Annotated in this window: 18 protein-coding genes; 8 read left to right on the forward strand and 10 right to left on the reverse strand. The window is 61.1% G+C overall.

Annotation, left to right across the window (positions count from 1 at the left end; genetic code table 11):
• Window positions 1-25: 25 nt before the first annotated feature.
• A complete protein-coding gene (locus ACVI9W_RS20975; RefSeq protein WP_461531043.1) occupies window positions 26-1,102 on the reverse strand; it encodes a 3-deoxy-7-phosphoheptulonate synthase in 1,077 nt (358 codons plus the stop codon).
• 171 nt (window positions 1,103-1,273) lie between these two features.
• Entirely contained in the window at window positions 1,274-1,720 is a 447-nt protein-coding gene (locus tag ACVI9W_RS20980; RefSeq protein ID WP_461531044.1) for a PilZ domain-containing protein, read from the reverse strand.
• Between the two features lie 117 nt (window positions 1,721-1,837).
• On the opposite strand from ACVI9W_RS20980, the gene ACVI9W_RS20985 reads away from it, so the two are divergent.
• The 4 genes from ACVI9W_RS20985 (at window position 1,838) to cysB (ending at window position 5,423) form a co-directional block, all read left to right on the forward strand.
• Window positions 1,838-2,791 (forward strand): putative 2-dehydropantoate 2-reductase, encoded by a 954-nt coding sequence (locus tag ACVI9W_RS20985; protein ID WP_461531045.1) that lies wholly within the window; start codon window positions 1,838-1,840, stop codon window positions 2,789-2,791.
• Window positions 2,792-2,823: 32 nt separating this feature from the next.
• The gene (locus ACVI9W_RS20990; protein ID WP_461531046.1) at window positions 2,824-3,753 is read left to right on the forward strand and encodes a 5'-nucleotidase; all 930 of its coding nucleotides are present in this window, start codon (window positions 2,824-2,826) and stop codon (window positions 3,751-3,753) included.
• Window positions 3,754-3,825: 72 nt separating this feature from the next.
• Entirely contained in the window at window positions 3,826-4,323 is a 498-nt protein-coding gene (locus ACVI9W_RS20995; RefSeq protein ID WP_038609202.1) for a universal stress protein, read from the forward strand.
• Window positions 4,324-4,448: 125 nt separating this feature from the next.
• Window positions 4,449-5,423 carry an HTH-type transcriptional regulator CysB gene (cysB, locus tag ACVI9W_RS21000; RefSeq protein WP_038609205.1) on the forward strand — a complete coding sequence of 325 codons (975 nt, stop codon included), beginning with the start codon at window positions 4,449-4,451 and terminating at the stop codon, window positions 5,421-5,423.
• Window positions 5,424-5,485: 62 nt separating this feature from the next.
• On the opposite strand, the gene ACVI9W_RS21005 is transcribed toward cysB, so the two are convergent.
• From ACVI9W_RS21005 to ACVI9W_RS21020, 4 genes are all read right to left on the reverse strand, one after another.
• Window positions 5,486-6,718 (reverse strand): hypothetical protein, encoded by a 1,233-nt coding sequence (locus ACVI9W_RS21005; protein ID WP_461531047.1) that lies wholly within the window; start codon window positions 6,716-6,718, stop codon window positions 5,486-5,488.
• Window positions 6,715-7,431, reverse strand: a complete 717-nt coding sequence (locus tag ACVI9W_RS21010) for an ABC transporter ATP-binding protein (protein WP_461531048.1) — start codon at window positions 7,429-7,431, stop codon at window positions 6,715-6,717. The genes ACVI9W_RS21005 and ACVI9W_RS21010 overlap by 4 nt, the downstream gene beginning before the upstream one ends.
• Window positions 7,424-7,825: a GntR family transcriptional regulator gene (locus ACVI9W_RS21015; RefSeq protein WP_461531049.1), complete on the reverse strand. Its 402-nt coding sequence runs from the start codon at window positions 7,823-7,825 to the stop codon at window positions 7,424-7,426. Before ACVI9W_RS21015 ends, ACVI9W_RS21010 begins: the two co-directional genes overlap by 8 nt.
• Window positions 7,826-7,932: 107 nt before the next feature.
• On the reverse strand, window positions 7,933-8,667 hold the full coding sequence (locus ACVI9W_RS21020; protein WP_461531050.1) for a phosphoadenylyl-sulfate reductase: 735 nt from the start codon (window positions 8,665-8,667) through the stop codon (window positions 7,933-7,935).
• 129 nt (window positions 8,668-8,796) lie between these two features.
• Here ACVI9W_RS21020 and thrH point away from each other — a divergent pair, with 129 nt between their 5' ends.
• Entirely contained in the window at window positions 8,797-9,414 is a 618-nt protein-coding gene (gene thrH, locus ACVI9W_RS21025) for a bifunctional phosphoserine phosphatase/homoserine phosphotransferase ThrH (protein ID WP_461531051.1), read from the forward strand.
• A 78-nt stretch (window positions 9,415-9,492) separates the two neighbouring features.
• On the opposite strand, the gene pabB is transcribed toward thrH, so the two are convergent.
• From pabB to rloA, 4 genes are all read right to left on the reverse strand, one after another.
• On the reverse strand, window positions 9,493-10,836 hold the full coding sequence (gene pabB / locus ACVI9W_RS21030) for an aminodeoxychorismate synthase component I (RefSeq protein WP_461531052.1): 1,344 nt from the start codon (window positions 10,834-10,836) through the stop codon (window positions 9,493-9,495).
• Window positions 10,837-10,968: 132 nt separating this feature from the next.
• Window positions 10,969-11,949, reverse strand: coding sequence for an alpha-L-glutamate ligase-like protein (locus ACVI9W_RS21035; protein ID WP_342624892.1), 981 nt, complete (start codon window positions 11,947-11,949; stop codon window positions 10,969-10,971).
• Complete coding sequence (rloB, locus tag ACVI9W_RS21040) at window positions 11,949-13,481, reverse strand: osmotic stress tolerance membrane protein RloB (protein ID WP_461531053.1); 1,533 nt, start codon at window positions 13,479-13,481, stop codon at window positions 11,949-11,951. Before rloB ends, ACVI9W_RS21035 begins: the two co-directional genes overlap by 1 nt.
• A 5-nt stretch (window positions 13,482-13,486) precedes the next feature.
• Entirely contained in the window at window positions 13,487-14,023 is a 537-nt protein-coding gene (rloA, locus tag ACVI9W_RS21045) for a retropepsin-like aspartic peptidase RloA (protein ID WP_157191901.1), read from the reverse strand.
• A gap of 293 nt (window positions 14,024-14,316) precedes the next feature.
• Between rloA and ACVI9W_RS21050 the strand changes: the two genes are divergently transcribed.
• The 3 genes from ACVI9W_RS21050 (at window position 14,317) to prpC (ending at window position 17,124) form a co-directional block, all read left to right on the forward strand.
• The gene (locus tag ACVI9W_RS21050) at window positions 14,317-15,027 is read left to right on the forward strand and encodes a GntR family transcriptional regulator (protein ID WP_038609226.1); all 711 of its coding nucleotides are present in this window, start codon (window positions 14,317-14,319) and stop codon (window positions 15,025-15,027) included.
• Entirely contained in the window at window positions 15,024-15,914 is an 891-nt protein-coding gene (gene prpB / locus ACVI9W_RS21055; protein WP_422422921.1) for a methylisocitrate lyase, read from the forward strand. The genes ACVI9W_RS21050 and prpB overlap by 4 nt, the downstream gene beginning before the upstream one ends.
• Before the next feature lie 82 nt (window positions 15,915-15,996).
• On the forward strand, window positions 15,997-17,124 hold the full coding sequence (gene prpC, locus ACVI9W_RS21060; protein ID WP_461531054.1) for a bifunctional 2-methylcitrate synthase/citrate synthase: 1,128 nt from the start codon (window positions 15,997-15,999) through the stop codon (window positions 17,122-17,124).
• Window positions 17,125-17,214 lie beyond the last annotated feature (90 nt).

Below are 17,214 nucleotides of genomic sequence, written 5' to 3' on the forward strand. Positions count from 1 at the left end.
AGCCCGGCGTTTTTGTGTCTGCCTGTCAGGCGCGGTTGCGCTTGGGCAGCACGTCCTTGAGCTTGGCGTGCATGCTGCGCAGGGTCTTCTCGGTGGCGTCCCAGTCGATGCAGGCGTCGGTGATGGAAACACCGTACTGCAGGTCGTTGAGGTCCTTCGGAATCGCCTGGCAGCCCCAGTTCAAGTGGCTTTCGACCATCAGGCCGATGATCGACTGGTTGCCTTCGAGGATCTGGTTGGCGACGTTCTCCATCACCAGCGGCTGCAGGGCCGGGTCCTTGTTGGAGTTGGCGTGGCTGCAGTCGACCATGATGTTCGGCTTGATCTTGGCCTTGGTCAGCGCCTGTTCGCACAGGGCGACACTGACCGAGTCGTAGTTCGGTTTGCCGTTGCCGCCGCGCAGTACCACGTGACCGTAGGCGTTACCTTTGGTGGTGACGATGGATACGCCGCCTTCCTGGTTGATACCGAGGAAGCGGTGAGGGCTGGAGACCGACTGAAGGGCATTGATTGCCACGGTCAGGCCGCCATCGGTGCCGTTCTTGAAGCCGACGGCCGACGACAGGCCCGAAGCCATTTCGCGGTGGGTCTGCGATTCGGTGGTACGCGCACCGATGGCCGACCAACTGATCAGGTCTTGCAGGTACTGCGGCGAGATCGGGTCGAGGGCTTCGGTCGCGGTAGGCAGGCCCATTTCCGCAAGGTCCAGCAGCAACTGGCGACCGATGTGCAGGCCGTCCTGAATCTTGAACGAGTCGTCCAGGTACGGATCGTTGATCAGGCCTTTCCAGCCGACCGTGGTGCGTGGCTTTTCAAAGTACACGCGCATGACCAGGTACAGGGTATCGGAGACTTCCGCGGCCAGGGCCTTGAGGCGCTCGGCGTATTCGTGGGCCGCTTTGATATCGTGGATCGAGCAGGGGCCGATCACCACGAACAGGCGGTGATCCTTGCCGTCGAGGATATTGCGCACCACTTCACGGCCCGCAGTCACGGTCTTGAGCGCAGCGGCGCTCAGGGGAATTTCCTTCTTGAGCTGATCGGGGGTGATCAAGGTCTCGTTGGAGGCAACGTTTAGGTCATCGATCGGTAAATCAGCCATCGTGTTACTCGTCAGGTCACGGGTGCCGGCCGCCAGCGATCCCCGTGCGGCGGAGCAGCGAAAATTGTACGCAGCGGGGAGCCGAACCTTAGCGCGTTACACCGTGGCTCGACAATGGGTAGAGCCCGCTTTCCTGCGTGTGAAAGCCCGCTGGCGCAGGGTTTTTTGCAGTTAAACGAGAATCTGGCGGGTATGGGTGGCCTCAAGGCTGGCTTCGGAGAATTCGCCGGCGTGCAGGCTGACCCATTGCTCGGCAAGGGCATTGAGGTCGGGCGGGGTGCTTTGGTCGAGGGCTTGCTGCTGGTAGAGGTGCTGAATCTGGCAGACCTGTTCACTCATTCTGGCCCCGAACAGCGCCTGTTCATCAACAAAGGCGATGCCAACCCGGTAGCCGTCCTGCTGCTTCTGACACCAGGCCACGTAGCCTGGGTAACGGGCTGATTCACCAAGGGAAGGGATAATCATTTCGATGGCCATGCCGCGGCGGTAGGCGCGGGGGTGGTTGCAGGCGATACCGCCCAGGCTGATAGTGTGCAGGCGCTGGCGAAACAGGCTGGGCGACTGGCGCAGCGCCAGTTCGACCGGAACATCGTCCGGGTGCGGCAGGTATCCACGCATGATCGACTCCGTGTCGATTTTTTGACCTTGTTCGCCTCAGTATAGTGAAGGTTCGTAAAGCGCTTGATTTGCGTGTAAAAAAATTGAACAAAAAATGAAAGGTTAAAGGAGAGCAGGATGAACACCAGCAGTCCGCGTATTGGCATCATCGGTACCGGCGCCATTGGCGGTTACTACGGCTTGATGCTGGCCCGGGCCGGGTTCGATGTGCATTTCCTTCTGCGTAGCGAGTTCGATGCGGTCAGTGCGAACGGGATTCGGGTCGAAAGCGCAGTTCATGGCACGCTGCAAATGCCGGTGCAGGCTTATGCCGATGTCGCTGACATGCCGCCCTGCGACTGGCTGCTGGTGGGCGCCAAGACCACCAGCAATGCCGAGCTGGCACCGTTGATCGCCAAGGCTGCGGCCAGCGATTGCAAAGTGGTGCTGTTACAGAATGGCCTGGGCGTCGAGGAGAGTCTGCGTCCGTTGCTACCCGACCATCTGCACCTGCTGGGCGGTTTGTGTTTTATCTGCGTCAATCGCGAGGCGCCTGGTGTGGTCCGCCACCAGTCCCTCGGGGCGGTGAACCTGGGGTATCACAGCGGCCCGGCTGCCGACGCCGCCGCGCGTCAGCATGTGGTCGAAGAGGGTGCCAAGCTGTTCCGCGCGGCTGGCATCGACTCGCAGGCCATGAGCAACCTGGCCCAGGCGCGCTGGCAAAAGCTGGTGTGGAATGTGCCTTACAACGGTCTGTCCGTCCTGCTCAGGGCCAGCACCACGCCGTTGATGGCGGATGTGCAGAGCCGTGAGCTGATCCAGGCACTGATGGCAGAGGTGGTGGAGGGCGCGCGTAGCTGTGGCCACGAGTTGCCCCAGGGCTATGCTGAGCATCTGTTCGCCGTAACGGAAAAGATGCCGGACTATTGGCCGAGCATGTACCACGACTTTGCCCAGCAGCGGCCTCTGGAGCTGGCAGCAATCTATGCCGAGCCGTTGGCGCAAGCGCGTGCGGCGGGTTGCAGCTTGCCGCGCATTGAGGCGTTGTATCAGGCGCTGGGCTTTATTGACCGGCATAATCTACAGCGCTGAAGCCCGCATAGAGCGCACAAGAGGAGCAACACATGAGCAAGAATCTCGGCGACAAACTGGTGGTCGCCATCTCCTCGCGGGCGCTGTTCGACCTCAGCGAAAGTCATCGCCTTTACCTTGCAGAGGGAGTCGAGGCCTACCGCCAGTATCAGATCGATCACGAGGACGAAGTGCTGGCGCCCGGTGATGCCTTCCCGCTGGTGCAAAAGTTGTTGGGCCTTAACGCCCATCTTGGCCAAGCCCGGGTCGAGGTGGTGCTGGTGTCGCGTAACAGTGCCGATACTGGTTTGCGGGTGTTCAACTCCATCGAACATCACGGTCTGGGTATCTACCGTGCCGCCTTTGTTGGTGGGCGCAGTCCGTATCCGTATCTGGCGGCTTTCGGCTGTCATCTGTTCCTGTCGACCGATGCGGACGATGTGCGCAGTGCGCTTGAAGCCGGTTTCGCTGCGGCCACCATCTTGTCTGGAGGTGCGCAACGAGCCGCCAGCGATGAATTGCGCATCGCTTTCGACGGTGACGCTGTGCTGTTCTCCGACGAGTCGGAACGGGTCTATCAATTGGGTGGGCTGGAGGCGTTCCAGGCCAGCGAACGCCAATCGGCTCGCGAACCATTGCGAGGCGGACCGTTCAAGCCGTTTCTCGCCGCGCTTAACCTGCTGCAGAAGGAGTTTCCCGACGGCACCTGTCCAATTCGCACGGCCTTGGTGACTGCACGTTCAGCGCCCGCGCACGAGCGGGTGATCCGCACGTTGCGCGAGTGGGATATCCGTCTTGACGAGTCGCTGTTCCTGGGCGGTCTGGACAAGTCGGCGTTCCTTGAAGCCTTCGCCGCCGATGTGTTCTTCGACGACCAGGCCGGCCATTGCGAACGGGCGCGCAGCGTTGTCGCAACTGGCCATGTGCCGCATGGCATCAGCAACGAACCGACCCTGAATCAGGCCGTTGATACCGGGCGCTAGACGGAACGGCACGACATCGGCGCGCTGCTAAGCTGAAGCTTGCTCTGCCCACGCGGCAGTCGAGGAGGTCGAATGATTCATTCCATGCTGTTTGCCACTGACCTCGGTGTCTACGCGCCTTTTGTCATGCAACACGCGCTGGCGTTGGCGCGCACGTTCAATGCAGAGCTTTATGTGATCCATGCCGTCGAACCCATGGGGCAATTCGCCGAGTCGCTGCTGCAAAGCTATCTGGATGAGCAGACGTTGGATCAGCTGCACAGCCAGGGGGTCAACAACGTCATGGCCAACATCGAGCAGAAGGTCCTGGAAAACTTTCGTGACGAGCTGGGCGAAGAAGCAGATCTGGCGCTGATCAAGGCGGTGCGGGTGCGCCAGGGCGATCCGGCCCAGGTGATTCTGGAGCAGGCGCAGCGCCTGAGTGTCGACCTGCTGATCTTTGGTAGCCATAGCCAGGGGGCGGGTGTTGATATTCCTATCGGCCGCACGGCGGTGCGTCTGCTGCAGCTTTCGCCAGTACCGGTGTACATGGTGCCGTTGGCCCAGCACCTGGGGCGTCGGAAGGCTTAGGGCTGCCTTGTCAGTGGATTCCTACTAGACTGTTAAAATAGTTCTAGATTTATTCTTCAAACCACTAATATAGTTATAAATCGTCGCTGCTGCCGGTGACGCCCCAGCTGATTTGAGGGATACCTATGAAGCTTCAACAATTGCGCTACATCTGGGAAGTGGCGCACCACGACCTCAACGTCTCCGCGACAGCGCAGAGTCTGTATACGTCCCAGCCGGGCATCAGCAAGCAGATCCGCTTGCTCGAGGACGAATTGGGCGTTGAAGTGTTCGCCCGCAGCGGCAAGCACCTGACCCGCGTGACCCCGGCCGGTGAGCGTATCATCACCACCGCTGGCGAGATCCTGCGCAAGGTTGAAAGCATCAAGCAGATTGCCCAGGAATTCTCCAACGAGAAGAAGGGCACCCTGTCGATCGCCACTACGCATACCCAGGCGCGCTACGCACTGCCACCGGTGATCAGCAGCTTCATCAAGCAGTACCCGGAAGTGGCCCTGCACATGCATCAGGGTTCGCCGATGCAGATCGCTGAAATGGCTGCTGATGGCACCGTCGATTTTGCCATTGCCACCGAAGCCCTGGAGCTGTTCGGTGACCTGGTCATGATGCCGTGCTATCGCTGGAACCGTTGCGTGGTGGTGCCGCAAGGCCACCCGCTGACCAAGTTGCCCAAGCTCACCCTCGAAGCCCTGGCCGAATACCCGATCGTTACTTATGTGTTCGGTTTCACCGGGCGCTCCAAGCTTGATGAAGCCTTCAGCCATCGCGGCCTGACCCCGAAAGTGGTGTTCACCGCCGCTGACGCCGACGTCATCAAAACCTATGTACGCCTGGGGCTGGGCGTGGGCATTGTGGCCAAGATGGCGGTCGATACCAAGCTCGACAATGACCTGGTGGTCCTCGATGCCAGCGAACTGTTCGAGTCCAGCGTGACCAAGATCGGCTTCCGTCGTGGCACTTTCCTGCGTGGCTTCATGTGCGACTTCATCGAGAAGTTTGCCCCGCACCTGACCCGTGAAGTGATGGCCAAGGCCATCCAGTGCCACAACAAGCAAGAGCTTGAAGAGCTGTTTGCGGATGTCGAGTTGCCGGTGCATTGATACCAGCAGCAGGCATGAAAAAACCGGCCATCGTGCCGGTTTTTTCTTGTCCTCGGTTCGGCTCAGAAAATGATGAGCATGAGAGTGCCAATGTATATCGACGCCATCAGCAGCGCGGTGCCCATGCCCCACTGGAATTTGCTCAGCGCACCCCGCCAGGCGAGCCTGGCCAGGCCAAGGCTCAATGCGAGCATGAACGCGCTGAAGGCAACCGCAGCCAGTGGCCGGTGCAATCCCGGGCTGTCGTTGTGTATCCCCATGGCAATCAGCAGCAAGGTCATCAGCACTTGGCGCTCGAGCAGGCTGCTACGTAGTTGGCGCAGCAGGGTCGCTTGCAATTGCTCGCGTGGCGGCAGGCCAGGCGCGAGGAGCAGTTCGGCCAGGGTCGCGCGGTTGCGTCCGTGAAGATCGATCAGCGTGCCTATGGGTTGCATGGGCGTCCAGACCAACAGGGCCGCCACCCACATGGCAAGGAAGCCACTGTTGTAGTCCGGCTCTATCCAGTAGACGAACGTCATGACGCTTGCCAGTGCCAGGTATGTCAGATACCGGCCGCGTTTACCGTATATCTGCTCGATGGTCTGGCAACTGCGGCCAAGCAGGGCGGCCATGCGATCCTGGCACTGTCGGTTCTGAGATGGAGCGCTGCTGCTGACAACGCCTGGTGCTGCAGCCGTGCACGCCTTGCCTGTGCCCGGCGAGCCAAAGGTGAGTCCGTTCAGTGCTACTCCCAGTGGCGTCATGAGCTTTGTCCGTGGACGCTGCGAATGGTACTGCCACAGTGCCCAGGTCAACAGCAGCGCCAGTACGCCTAGCAGAGCACTTTGGACGGGGTTGGCGAGCACAGGCCAGTACAGGCTGAGCAGGGTTACCGGGATGAAGTTCAAGGCCCACGGCATGCTGATGGTCAGCAAGCCGAAACATGAACCCAGCCATAATGCCGCCGCCAACTGCGGGAGGTGATGGCTGGCCGTTGGCCAAAGCGCCAGGCACATCAATGGTGGGGCGATACTCAGTGCCATGTGCATGCTGACTGCGCCCAGCAAAGTGCGACGAACCTTGGGTGCGCGTAAAGCAATCATGTTCGAAGTCAGGTTGCACAGCCTTGGGCCATGGAACAGCCACCACAGGGCGGCGGCAACGGCCCAGGTGAAAGGCCAGGCCAGTGATGCCTGGTCTTCAGGTGCGAGCTGCCAGAGGCTGACACCGATAGCCAGCGTCAGCACGTAGCACAGAGCGCCCACAGCGAGCAGCCACGACCCGAAGAACAGCGGCTTGAGTGCCGAGGCCTTCATGCTGCCAGCTCCATGAACAGGTCTTCCAGGCTAAGGCGCAATTCATCTTTGATCTGGTCAACTTCGGCATACAGTCGCAGCTGACCCTGATGAATCAGGGCAACATGAGACGCTATACGCTCCAGGTCGGAGAGTATATGGGTCGAGAACACCACGGTGCTGCCGTGCTCGCCCGCCAGCTCGACGATTTCTCGCAGCAATTCGCGACGAGCCAGTGGATCAAGGGCTGCGGCCGGTTCGTCCAGCACCAGCAGGCGCGGGCGCGGGGCCAGGGCGCGAATGATCGACACTTGCTGACGTTGCCCTGGAGACAGGCTGTGAATCAGGCGCTGGCTGTCCAGATTCCAGCGCTGCAGCAGCGTTTCGGCCAGGTCGCTGTCCCAGGTCGGGTACAGGCTGGCAAAGAACTTCAGGGCCTCGCCGACTTTCATCCAGTTCAGGCTGTCGCCTTGTTGTGGTACATAGCTCAAGGCGGCCTTGTCCTGATCATCGATCTGCTTGGCAGACTTGCCAAACAACCGGACCTCGCCACTGTCAGCCTGGCGCAGCCCCAGCAGGCACTCGATCAGGGTGCTTTTGCCTGCACCATTGCGTCCCAGCAAACCCAGTACTGTTCCCGGTTCGATGTTCAGAGAAACATCGTCCAGTGCCATATGATCCTTGTAGCGTTTGGTCAGACCGTGGGCTTCGATCACGGGGGGCAGGTTACTCATTGCGATCCTTCGAAAGCGCTGCTTCGTTCATGAGAGGGGTAAGGGCCTCGATCAATTGATCGAGGCTAAGGTCCAGCTGTCGGGCCTGGCGGGCCAGTTCCTGCAAGGTCGGCTGCAACACCTGCAGGCGTGTTTCTGTCGGGGTGACGGCCTGATGGTCGGCCGCAACCTGCATGCCCTTGCCACGCTGGCGCTCCAGCAATCCCTGGGCTTCGAGCAAGGCATAGGCTTTGGAAACGGTCATCGGGTTGATGGCATGGGCGGCGGCCACTTCGCGCACCGAGGGCAGGCGAGTGCCGGGTGGGCAGGTTCCAGCGCTGATCAGGCGAGTGACCTGGCCGACGATCTGGCGATAGATCGGGTCGGGGGAGCTGGGCTCGATGTGTAGTGTCATGGCGTCCATGTGTATTAGTGTAGCAATACACTATGGGCGCTAAGCAAGTGCTTTCTTTCGGGCATGAAAAAACCGGCCGAAGCCGGTTTTGCGAGTCTGGAGGAGCGTCAGCCTTTGCTGATCAGGTTGCCGGCATGCAGGCCGCATTCCTTCTGGGTCGACTCTTCCCACCACCAGCGGCCTTCGCGTTCGTGCTGGTTCGGCAGTACCGGGCGGGTGCAAGGTTCGCAACCGATGCTGATGAAGCCGCGCTCGTGCAGGCTGTTGTATGGCAGTTCAAGCATGCGGATATAGCCCCAGACCTCCTCGCTGCTCATCTGCGCCAACGGGTTGAACTTGTACAGGGTGCGCTCGGGGGTCGAGAACGCGCTGTCGATTTCCAGTGCGGCTACCTGGCTGCGGGTGCCGGGGCTCTGGTCGCGGCGCTGGCCGGTGGCCCAGGCGCTGACGGTGCTGAGCTTGCGGCGCAGCGGTTCGATCTTGCGGATGCCGCAGCATTCGCTGTGGCCATCTTTGTAGAAGCTGAACAGACCTTTCTCTTTGACAAAGGGGTCAAGTTTGCTGCGATCAGAGGAGAGGATCTCGATCGGCAGGTTGTAGAACTCGCGCACCTGATCGATGAAGCGGTAGGTCTCCGGGTGCAGGCGGCCGGTGTCGAGGCTGAACACCTTGACGTTCTTGTTCAGCTTCCAGGCCATGTCCACCAGCACCACGTCTTCGGCGCCGCTGAAGGAGATCCACAGGTCGTCGCCAAAGTGTTCAAAGGCAAGCTTGAGGATGTCTTGCGGGGACTTGTCGGCATAAGTCGCGGCCAGGGCGGCGACGTCGAAGGGTTGGCTCATCAGGCGGCTTCCGGTCATTGAATGGCGCTTGGCGCTCGTAATACCACGATCTTAACAAAAATTGCCGTGGCCGACGCCGCGCATGTAGAGTGCGGCTTCCCATTTTTGGCGTTGTTCGAGGAGTGTGCTGTGGAAATTGCCTGTCTCGACCTGGAAGGCGTGCTGGTCCCGGAAATCTGGATCGCCTTTGCGGAAAAAACCGGAATCGAATCGTTGCGGGCCACCACCCGTGATATTCCCGATTACGATGTGCTGATGAAGCAGCGCCTGCGCATTCTCGATGAGCATGGGCTGAAGCTTTCCGATATCCAGGCGGTAATCTCCACCCTCAAGCCGCTGGACGGCGCCATCGAATTCGTTGACTGGTTGCGCGAGCGTTTCCAGGTGGTGATTCTCTCCGACACCTTCTACGAATTCTCCCAGCCGCTGATGCGCCAGCTGGGCTTCCCGACCTTGCTCTGCCATCGCCTGATCACTGACGAGACGGACCGGGTGACCGGCTACCAGTTGCGCCAGAAAGATCCCAAGCGCCAGTCGGTGCTGGCGTTCAAGAGCCTGTACTACCGGGTGATTGCTGCCGGTGACTCGTACAACGACACCACCATGCTGGGTGAGGCTGACGCAGGGATTCTGTTCCATGCGCCGGAGAATGTGATCCGCGAGTTCCCGCAGTTTCCGGCGGTGCATGGTTTCGAGGCGTTGAAGAAGGAGTTCATCAAGGCTTCAAATCGTTCGCTGAGCCTGTAAGGGTCTCATCGCGGGGCAAGCCCGCTCCCACCGGAGTTGTGAGTGACCGGTGGGAGCGGGCTTGCCCCGCGATGCTTTTCAGAGGCCCTGCAAGGTATCGAGCAGCACCTTCACCTTGGTGATCGACTCTTCATACTCCGCCTGCCAGTCCGAATCGGCCACCACCGCACCACCACCCCAGCAGCACACCTGGCCATCCTTGATCAGCAAGCTGCGAATGGCGATCGAGCTGTCCATTTCGCCGCGCACGTCGACGTACAGCAATGACCCGCAATACAGCGCCCGACGGCTGGGCTCCAGCTCGTCGATGATCTGCATGGCGCGAATTTTCGGCGCGCCGGTGATCGAACCGCCGGGAAAACTGCCGGCGATCAGGTCCAGGGCGTCCTTGTCGGCGGCCAGCTGGCCGGTGACGCTGCTGACCAGGTGGTGCACATTGGGGTAGCTCTCCAGGCTGAACAGCTCCGGCACTTTCACCGAGCCGATCTCGCACGTGCGCCCCAGGTCGTTGCGCAGCAGGTCGACGATCATCAGGTTTTCCGCCCGGTCCTTGCTACTGGCCAGCAGTTCGGCGCCGTTGCGTGCGTCCTCTGCCGGATCTGCGCTACGTGGCCGGGTGCCCTTGATCGGGCGGGTCTCGACCCGGCCTTCACTGACCTGGATGAAACGCTCCGGCGAGAAGCTCAGCAGCGTGCTGCCATCGGCCAGGGTCTGGAAGCCGGAAAAAGGCGTCGGGCAGGCCTGGCGCACGGCCAGGTAGGCACGCCAGGGATCGCCCTGGCATGGCGCGCGAAAACGCTGGGTGAGGTTGATCTGGTAGCAGTCACCGGCATGGATGTACGCCTGCACCCGCTCAAAGGCCTGGTGATAGTCCTCGGCGCTGATATCGCTGCGCATCGGTGCCAGCAATGAGAAGTGCGTCTCGCTGTCCGGCACAGGGGCATCGAACAGCGCAATCAGACGCTGGCGCTCGCTTTCGGCCAGGCTCGGGTGAAACAGCAACTGGCTGCGCCCGAGCTGATGGTCGCTGATCAGTGCCCAGGCATACAGGCCGAGGCTGGCGTCGGCCAGGCCGAGGTCGTCGGCAGCCAGGCTCGGTAGTTGCTCCAGGCGCCGTCCGAAGTCGTAGCTCAGGTAGCCGATCAGGCCGCCGGCAAAGGGCAGTTCGACGCCGTCTGGCAGGGTTGCCCGTCCCAGTTGTGCAAGGCTGGCGCGCAGGCGCTGCAGGTAGGCTTCACCGCTTTCGGCGGCTTGCGGTGCCAGGGTTTGCACTGGCCAGGCGCTGAGCAGGTCGAAACGGCCGCGCTCGGCGTTTGGGCGGGCGCTGTCGAGCAGCACGGCACCGGGGGCCTGGCGGATGCGCGCGAAGTAGGCCGCAGGGTCGGCGAGGTAGGGCAGGGGGTGGAGCGTACAGGTCGGCATGCAAGTAACAGCTATGAATGCGGGGGAGGCGATTGTAGTCCTGTGTAGGAAATGCGCCTAGCGCAGACTACGACCTTGAGTGCCTTGCCTGCGTCGGCCAGGGTTGGCTGACGCAGGCAAGGTGGATTGCACTCAGTTGGACGGTACGTGGCCGAACAGCTCCTGGGCGAAGCGTACGCGCTCTTCGGCGGTTTCCTGGCGGCCGTCTTTGGCCAGTTGCTCCAGATGCGCTTCCACCGCGTGGGTACGCTTGGTCAGGCCGCAGTCGTTGGCGATCTGGATGTTCAGACCGGGACGGGCGTTGAGCTCGAGGATCAGCGGGCCCTTGTCCTGGTCCAGAACCATGTCGACACCGATGTAGCCCAGCCCACACAGCTCGTAGCAGCCGGCGGCCAGCTTCATGAAGCCGTCCCAGTTCGGCAGTTGCACGCCGTCCACCGCGTTAGTGGTGTCCGGGTGCTTGCTGATGATGTTGTTCAGCCAGGTGCCGCGCAGGGTCACGCCGGTCGCCAGGTCTACACCGACACCGATGGCGCCCTGGTGCAGGTTGGCCTTGCCGCCCGACTGACGGGTCGGCAGGCGCAGCATGGCCATCACCGGGTAGCCCATCAGCACGATGATGCGGATGTCCGGTACGCCTTCATAGCTGATGCTCTTGAAGATCTGGTCGGGGGTCACCCGGTACTCGATCAGGGCGCGGTCACGGTGACCGCCCAAGGAGTACAGGCCAGTGAGAATACTGGAGATCTGGTGCTCGATTTCCTCGTGGCTGATGATCTTGCCCGAGACCGTGCGATAACGGTCTTCGAAGCGATCAGCGACCACCAGGATGCCGTCACCGCCAGCACCCTGGGCAGGCTTGACGACGAAGTCGTTGCGCTGGCCGATGATCTCGCCGAGTTTGTCGATCTCTTTCTCGGTGGAGATGATCCCGTACATTTCCGGCACATGAATGCCGGCCTTGATCGCACGCTCCTTGGTGATGATCTTGTCATCGACGATCGGGTACAGGTGGCGCTTGTTGTACTTGAGGACGTAGTCCGCATTGCGCCGGTTGATACCCATGATGCCCCGGGCCTCCAGGGCTTTCCAGGTTTTCCAGAGACCGAACATTAGGCGTCAGCCTTCACGAAAGCTTTGAAACGTACCAGCTCCGTCAGGCGGTAGCCGCGGTAGCGACCCATCGCCAGCATGAAGCCCACCAGGATCAGCAGTACCGCCGGGAAGGTGAAGACGAAGTACACCAGCTCCGGCACGCTCATCAGCAGGTGTGCCAGGGAGGCGGCGAACAGGGTGCCGATGGCGACTTTCATCGCATGGCCGCCGCCACGCTCTTCCCAGGTGATCGACAGGCGTTCGATGGTCATGGTCAGGATCACCATCGGGAACAGTGCCACCGACAGGCCGCGTTCCAGGCCCAGCTTGTGGCTGAACAGGCTGATCGCGGCGATCAACACCACGACGAAGGTCAGTACCACCGACAGGCGCGGCAGCATCTGCAGCTTCAGGTGTTCAAGATAGGAACGTAGTGACAGGCCCAGCGCGGTAATCACCGTGAACAGGATGATACCGAAGCCCAACTGTGTTTCACGGAAGGCCAGGGCGATCAGAACCGGGGTGAAGGTACCCAGGGTCTGCAGACCGATCAGGTTGCGCAGCACCAGGATCACCAGCACGCCAATCGGGATCATCACCATGATCATGAAGGTCTGCTGGGTCTGCAGCGGCAGGCCGTACAGCGAGTATTCGAGGAAGTCGGCGTCGGTGTTCTCGTCGGTCAGCTTGGCCAGGCGGATGGCGTTCATCTCGCTGTTGTTCAGGCTGAAGCTGACGTTGGCTTTCTTGCCGCCATCGACGGTGATCAGGTTGTCATCACCGGTCCACCACAGCAGGCGGTCGGTCGGCAGGCCCTGTTCGCCGGTATCCGGGTTGAAGTACAGCCAGTCGGTGCCGTTGAAGCTGCGCAGCCACAGCTCAGGGGTTTGCGGCTGGTCGGCGACCAGGCGGATGGTGTGGACCTTTTCCACCGGCACGTGGGCGATGGACAGCAGCAGGTCGATGACCTTGGCCTTGTTCAGCGACGAGGTGTCACCGGCCAGCAGCAGCTTGACGTTGTCGTCATTGAGGTTGTTGACCCGCTTGATGGTTTCGCCGACAAAGGTCTCGACGTCCGCCGAGTGCTGGCGGATCGGTGCCATCAGGGCTTCGGCGGCGATCTTCTCCGGGCCTTCTACGGCCAGGCTGTCGCGGAAGGTCGGGCCCTTGATCTTGGCTTTTTCGGTGCTGTAGCGCTTGGTCAGGACCAGGCGGTAGTACAGGGTCTGGTTGCCGCTGGCGCGACGGGCCGACCAGGTGACCTTGCGGTTGCCGTCGACGCGGTTGACGCTGACTCCGTAGTTGTTGGAGATGAAGCTCTCATTGAGGCTGACGTAGTCGCGGTTCAGCGGCGGTACGAACATCTGTACCTTGATCGGGTCCTTGGGGTTGGCGACGAACTCGACCTTGGCGTCGATGTTCCACAGGTCGTCGGTCTCGTCTTCGGTCACCGGGATCCCGAGAAAGAAGATCTGATAGGCCGTGACGATGATGCCCAGTAGCACCAGTACGGTGATCAGGACTTTCAGATGGAGGGTAAGAGAGCGCATCGGGATTACTCTGCGGTGTGAGCGACAGGGGCGCAGGCAGGTTTGCCGGCCGCGTATTTAAGGCTTGGGTCGACCAGCGCATCAAAGTGCTTGAGCGCCTCGGAGCCGATCAGCAGTGGGTACTGGAACGCGCTGCGGTCGGTCAGGTTTACTTCGATCACGCGTTGGGCCGTGCCCATGCAGATGTTCAGTTCAATCACCGGGCGGGCGGTGTAGGCCTTGCCCTCATCCGGGTTGTAATCGCCGGCGCGCCGCTTGATCTTGCTGACACGGGCCAGCGGCCGTTCTATCGGATGCGCGTGGGCGGCGTCAATCGCCAGGTAGAAGCGTACCCAGGATTCGCCATTGCGCTTGAAGCGCTTGATGTCGCGGGCGCTGAGCGAGGCAGTCTTGGCCCCGGTATCGAGCTTGGCGGCAACCTCCAGGTCGATATCGGCGAGGCGGGCGTATTCATTAAGGCCGTACACGGTCTTTTCCGCAGCCTGGCCAACGGCAGGCAACAAAAACAGGCTGAGCAACAGTAGAAGGGGCGTAAGTCTCATAAATCCTGGCGCGGTGCTGTGCGGTGTTCGGGTCAAGGCCACTGGCAGTACTGCGCAAGCTTCCTCGTTTATCTGCCATCACCACAAAATGATGACAAGCCCACTATTCATGCCCTGTGTGGGGGCGCGGCATTCTATCACGCTGGTGTGCTGGCGCCAGCGGCTGCACTCAGACAACACCTCGGCAGGTGAAGTTCGTTCTTAGACGATTGTCGACAATATTGATTTTGTCTTTGACTATGCCGCTCGATTTGGCTAGTTTTGGCCTCATTGATTTATGAGGTGTCGACAATATGCTGGACACAGCCCAAGCCCCCGGCGCAACCGCAGAGGATACCGAAACCCTCTCGGAAAACGTCTTTCGGCGCATCCAGGCGGCCATCGTCAAGGGCGAGATCGCCCCTGGCAGCAAGATCTCCGAGCCTGAACTGGCGCGCACCTACGGCATCAGCCGCGGGCCGCTGCGCGAGGCGATCCATCGCCTGGAAGGCCAGCGCCTGCTGGTGCGCGTGCCGCATGTCGGCGCGCGGGTGGTATCGCTGAGCCATGCCGAGCTGATCGAGCTGTACGAGATCCGCGAGTCCCTGGAAGGCATGGCCTGTCGTCTGGCTGCCGAGCGTATGAGCGTAGCCGAGATCGATGAGTTGCGCCGGGTCCTCGATACCCACGAACGTGACGCTACCTTTCAGGCCGGCCTGGGTTACTACCAGCAGGAAGGCGATTACGACTTCCACTACCGGATTATCCAGGGCAGCGGCAACCGCACCCTGGTGCAGATGCTCTGCGGCGAGCTGTATCAACTGGTGCGCATGTACCGCATCCAGTTTTCCGCCACGCCCAACCGGCCACACCAGGCGTTCGCCGAACACCACCGGATTCTCGATGCCATCGCCGACCGTGACGGTGAACTGGCCGAGCTCTTGATGCGCCGTCACATCGGCGCTTCCAAACGCAATATCGAGCGTCATTATCTGGACGCTACCAGCCCACGAGGTGAGTCATGAGTCAGAAAAGCAGTCCCGGCCAGCGCTTTCGCGATGCAGTTGCCGCCGAACACCCCCTGCAGGTTGTCGGTGCGATCAACGCCAACCATGCACTGCTGGCCAAGCGTGCCGGTTTCAAGGCCATCTACCTCTCGGGTGGCGGTGTCGCCGCTGGCTCCCTGGGCCTGCCGGACCTGGGCATCACCGGGCTGGATGACGTACTGACCGACGTCCGTCGTATCACCGACGTCTGCGACCTGCCGCTGCTGGTGGATGTCGACACCGGTTTCGGTTCCTCGGCGTTCAACGTCGCCCGCACCGTCAAGTCGATGATCAAGTTCGGCGCGGCGGCGATCCACATCGAGGACCAGGTAGGTGCCAAGCGCTGCGGCCATCGTCCAAACAAGGAAATCGTTTCCCAGCAGGAAATGGTCGACCGCATCAAGGCGGCGGTGGATGCCCGTACCGACGACAGCTTCGTGATCATGGCGCGCACTGACGCCCTGGCCGTCGAAGGCCTGGAGTCTGCGCTGGACCGTGCCGCTGCGTGTATCGAAGCGGGTGCCGACATGGTGTTCCCGGAAGCCATTACCGAGCTTGCGATGTACAAGACCTTCGCCGACCGGATCAAGGCGCCGATCCTGGCCAACATCACCGAATTCGGTGCGACCCCGCTGTACACCACCGAAGAACTGGCTTCGGTCGACGTATCGCTGGTGCTTTACCCGCTGTCGGCGTTCCGCGCGATGAACAAGGCGGCCGAGAATGTCTACACCGCGCTGCGTCGCGATGGCACGCAGAAAAACGTCATCGACACCATGCAGACTCGGATGGAACTGTACGACGCCATCAACTACCACGCGTTCGAGCAAAGCCTCGACGCCCTGTTCGCCCAGAAAAAGGGTTGAACACCTGCTGAACCCTGTAGAAGCGGGCTTGCCCCGCGATTAGCCAAAGATTCCATAACAAATTCAAGAGTGGAGAAAAGCGATGGCCGAAGCAAAAGTACTCAGTGGAGCCGGCCTGCGTGGTCAAGTGGCCGGGCAAACTGCACTGTCGACAGTCGGGCAGGCCGGTGCCGGCCTGACTTACCGTGGTTATGACGTCCGTGACCTGGCCGCTGGCGCCGAATTCGAAGAAGTCGCCTACCTGCTGCTTTACGGCGAGCTGCCCAATGCTGCCCAGCTGGCCGAGTACAAGGGCAGGCTCAAGACCCTGCGCGACCTGCCACAAGCGCTGAAAGAAGTGCTCGAGCGCATCCCCGCAGATGCTCATCCGATGGATGTGATGCGTACCGGTTGCTCGGTGCTTGGCACCCTGGAGCCCGAGCTGACCTTCGAACAGCAACGCGACAAGACCGATCGCCTGCTGGCCCTGTTCCCGGCGGTGATGTGCTACTGGTACCGCTTCACCCACCATGGCGTGCGCATCAACTGCACCAGCGACGAAGACACCATCGGCGGCCACTTCCTGCACCTGCTGCACGACAAGAAGCCGAGCGAGCTGCACGTTAAAGTGATGAACGTCTCGCTGATCCTCTACGCCGAGCACGAATTCAACGCCTCGACCTTCACCGCCCGCGTTTGTGCCTCGACCCTGTCGGACCTGTACTCGTGCATCACCGCAGCCATCGGTTCGCTGCGCGGCCCGCTGCATGGCGGCGCTAACGAAGCAGCGATGGAGCTGATCGAGCGCTTCCAGAGCCCGCAGGAAGCGGTTGCCGAGCTGCTGCAGATGCTCGAGCGCAAAGACAAGATCATGGGCTTCGGTCACGCCATCTACAAAGAGTCCGACCCGCGTAACGAAGTGATCAAGGGCTGGTCGAAGCAGCTCGCTGACGAAGTCGGTGACACTGTGCTGTACCCAGTGTCCGAAGCCATCGACAAGACCATGTGGGAGCAGAAGAAACTGTTCCCCAACGCCGACTTCTACCATGCCTCGGCGTATCACTTCATGGGCATCCCGACCAAGCTGTTCACCCCGATCTTCGTCTGCTCGCGCCTGACCGGCTGGGCCGCCCACGTGTTCGAACAGCGTGCCAACAACCGCATCATCCGTCCGAGCGCCGAATACACCGGCGTCGAGCAGCGCAAGTTCGTGCCAATCGAACAACGCTGAGCCTGGCTGTAACTCCCTGGCTTGCCCCCGAACCAAGGGCAGGCAAGCCAGGATTGCCAGACACCGACCCTACCGTGATTGAGTCCCTGT

The organism is Pseudomonas sp. 210_17 TE3656 (assembly GCF_054821965.1).